This is a genomic window from Terrabacter terrae (genome assembly GCF_039529575.1).
GTDB lineage: Bacteria > Actinomycetota > Actinomycetes > Actinomycetales > Dermatophilaceae > Terrabacter > Terrabacter terrae.
In genome coordinates, this window is the sequence record NZ_BAAANB010000001.1 from 1 (window position 1) to 3314 (window position 3314).

3 protein-coding genes are annotated in these 3314 nt (G+C 74.1%); all 3 read right to left on the reverse strand.

Annotation, left to right across the window (positions count from 1 at the left end; genetic code table 11):
* Positions 1–192 precede the first annotated feature (192 nt).
* Positions 193–1110, reverse strand: a complete 918-nt coding sequence (locus tag ABD194_RS00005; protein WP_343985604.1) for a glycosyltransferase family 2 protein — start codon at positions 1108–1110, stop codon at positions 193–195.
* A complete protein-coding gene (locus tag ABD194_RS00010; RefSeq protein WP_343985607.1) occupies positions 1107–2096 on the reverse strand; it encodes a glycosyltransferase in 990 nt (329 codons plus the stop codon). The genes ABD194_RS00005 and ABD194_RS00010 overlap by 4 nt, the downstream gene beginning before the upstream one ends.
* Before the next feature lie 6 nt (positions 2097–2102).
* A partial coding sequence (locus ABD194_RS00015) for a UDP-glucose dehydrogenase family protein (RefSeq protein ID WP_343985610.1) occupies positions 2103–3314 on the reverse strand: 1212 nt, incomplete at its 5' end.

The following is a 3314-nucleotide window of genomic DNA, read 5'->3' on the forward strand; positions in this document are numbered from 1 at the left end:
CAGTGCGGTCCTCGCCGGTCGAGAGCCAGCGGACGACACGGCCCCGGACGGAGGTCAGGTGTGCCTCGGCCTCACTCGCCACGATCGTCCCCCATCTGGGTGACTCTAGGTCTGCCGGTGCCGGACGGGACGGCGCGTCCCCGGCGTGGCGCAGTGCTCGGTTCCCGACGCACGCGAGCGGGCACGCGACGGTCAGGGCACCCACCCGTGCGCGGTCGAGTCTCCGGGCAGGGCCGCTGGGTGCCGGGCGTGCGGCTCGTCGAGCAGGAGACGGTCCGCCTCGACCCACGGCGGGAGGAGGTGACGAGCGCCGAGCGCGGCGGGGACGTGGGGCACCGCCGCCAGCACGCCGCGTACGCCGTGGGTGGTCCGGGACGTGCGCACAGCGGTGCGCGCGACGACGTCCCAGGGGCGGCGCATCAGGGCGGTCAGCATGGTGTTGCGGGCGATGCGGATGTGCCGCGCCGTGATGTCGCGGGTCGGGGACGGGAAGTGCCGGGCGACGAGCTCGGGCGCGTAGCAGGCCGCCCAGCCGAGGGACGCGAGGTCGAGGGCGAGGCGCTCCTCCTCCCCGGCGAAGAAGACGACGGGGTCGAAGCCGCCTGCCTGGAGGTAGGCCGTCCGGCGCGCCACGGCCCCGCACGCGATGAAGCCGAGCACCCGCGGTCCCGGCTCGCCGGCACGCGTGCCCAGCGGCGAGTCGGCCATCAGTCGGCACACCGGCTCGAGCGTCGCGTCCTCGCCCACGAGAATGCGGGCGGCGAGCAGGCCGAGGCGCGGGTCGGCGTCGAGGAGGCCGGCGGCCAGGTCGAGCGCGCCCGGCTCCCACCAGGAGTCGTCGTCGGCGAACGCGACATAGGGCGTGGTGGCCAGCTCCACACCGTCGTTGCGCGCGACCGCTCCGGCGTTGCGTGGCAGCCGCACCACCCGCACGTCGGGGAACGCCTCGGCGACCCGGTCGGGGGTGCCGTCGTCGGACGCGTTGTCGACGAGCACGACCGGGTGCGGCGCGTGGTGCGGGAGTGAGACCCGCAGGTCCTCCCACCGGTTGCGGGTCGCGACGACCACGGTGACCCGCGCTGGCGCGTCGGCCCCCACCCCGTCGCTCATCCCGTTCCCCCGGGCAGCGGCTGGCCCGCGCAGACGGCGGCGAAGACGTCGTCCCACTCGTGAAGGAAGCGCTTGAGCCCGAAACGGCGCAGCGCGTGCTCCCGGGCTAGTTCACCCATCGTCCGAGCGAGCTCGGCGTCGTGCAGCAGGGAGCGCACGCCGTCGGCCAGCTCGTCGGGCCGCGTGCTGACGATGCCGATCTCGGGCGGCACGGCGATGGCGCTCTCGGTGCTCGCCACGACGACGACCGGCATGCCGAGCGTCATCGCCTCGACGAGGGACAGGCCGAGGGAGGTCCACCGGTTGGGGTGGAGGTAGACGCGGCGGCGCGCCATCTCGGTGTGCAGCCGCTCCTGGTCGAGGTCCTCGACGGTGTCGAGCCCGGCCGGGACGTCGGGGAGGTCCCGGAGGGCGTGCGCCTTCATCCCGAAGACGTCGACCGGGTGGCGGCGCGCGAGCTCAAGCACGAGGTCCGTGCCGACCGCACGCCCGCGGCGCACCGGCTCGTTGACGACGACCGCTGTGCGCTGGAGCTCGCCCGTGTAGCGGTGTCCGGGGTCGACGACGCCGTGGTCGATGACGGTGAAGGGCGCCGCGCCGTTGTCCCACAGCAGCGCGTTGAAGTCGGTCACGTGCACGACGGGGATGCTGCGCTGGTCGGCCAGCGGGTGCCGGTCGAAGGGGACGCGCCCGCCCGGAACGTTGTGCTCGAGGTAGACCGCCGGCAGGTCCTTCCCGGGTGTCCGGCCCGTCCACTCCCGGACGAGGTCGAGCTCGTGCGGGCGCTGCAGGACGACGAGGTCGAGGTCCTCGTCGCGCAGGTGATCCGGGGCGACCTCGCGCACGGTGTCGGGCCAGTGCCACGACTGCGCGCGCCCTGCGCCGTCGGGTCCGCGGTCGGGCAGCACGGGCACGACGTAGTCGTGCGCTCCCTGCACGAAGCCGGTGGTCCACGAGCCGTGGACGTGCCAGATGAGGATGCGCACGAGCCGTCACCCGGCCTTTCGTCGGGCGGCCGCCCCGGGCGCGGCGTCGCCACGGCCGAAGGCGTGCACCTGCCAGCCGGCCCGCATCCAGCGAGCCGGGTCGAGGACGAGCCTTCCGTCGAGGACCTGGCGCCGCTCGACCACCCGGCCCAGCGCGACGGGATCGAGCTCGCCGAACTCCGGCCACTCGGTGAGCACCAGCGTGAGATCGGCGCCAGCGCAGGCGGACTCGACACTGTCACTCGTCTCGAGGTCGGTGCGGTCGCGGAGGTGGCATCCTGCCCGTGGGTCGAAGACGCGTACGCAGGCACCCAGTTGGGCCACTGCGGTGGCGACGGCCAGGGCGGGCGAGTCGCGCACGTCGTCCGAGTCGGCCTTGAAGGCGGCGCCCAGCACGGCGACCCTGCGCCCGCGAGGGTGCCCGCCGAGCAGGGTCACGGTGAGGTCGACCGCTCTCTGGCGTTGGTGGGTGTTGACGGCGTCGACGGCACCGAGCAGCTCCGACGCAGAGTCCACACCGAGCTCGGCGGCACGGCTCGCGAAGGCGCGCAGATCCTTGGGGAGACAGCCGCCACCGAAGCCGATGCCGGGGGAGAGGTAGCGCGGCCCGATCCGCGCGTCGAGGCCGAGGATCTCGGTGAGGCGCTCGATGTCGGCGTCGGCCGCCTCGCACACCTCGGCGAGCATGTTGACCAGCGAGATCCGGCTGGCGAGCATGACGTTGGCCGAGGCCTTCGCGAGCTCCGCCGTCTGCAGGTCGGTCCGGACGGCCGGTGTGCCGTCGCGCAGCACCGGCTCGTAGACCTCGTGCAGCATCGCCTCGGCGGCGTCCGAGGCCACACCCAGCACGAGACGGTCCGGGTGCAGTGAGTCCTCGACCGCGTGGGCCTCCCTGAGGAACTCGGGGTTCCAGGCCACCTCGACCCCGTGCCCGGGTGGCACGAGGGCGTCGAGACGTTCCTGCACGAGCGCCGCCGTGCCGACCGGCACGGTCGACTTGCCGACGACGAGCGCCCCGCGGCGAAGGTGAGGGGCCAGCCCCTCGACTGCTTGCCACAGCGCGGCCAGGTCCGCCCCGTGCCCGTCCGGCAGCTGCGGTGTGCCGACGCAGAGGAAGTGGACGTCGGCGTCGTCGGCCGCCGACAGGTCGGTGCTGAACGAGAGGCGGCCGGCGCGTACGCCGTCGCGCAGGAGGTCGTCGAAGCCCGGCTCGTGGAA

What these genes read in the sequence shown, in the direction of transcription:
- ABD194_RS00005 (WP_343985604.1), bottom strand. Translation starts at nt 1,110, where the DNA reads ATGAGCGACGGGGTGGGGGCCGACGCGCCAGCGCGGGTCACCGTGGTC.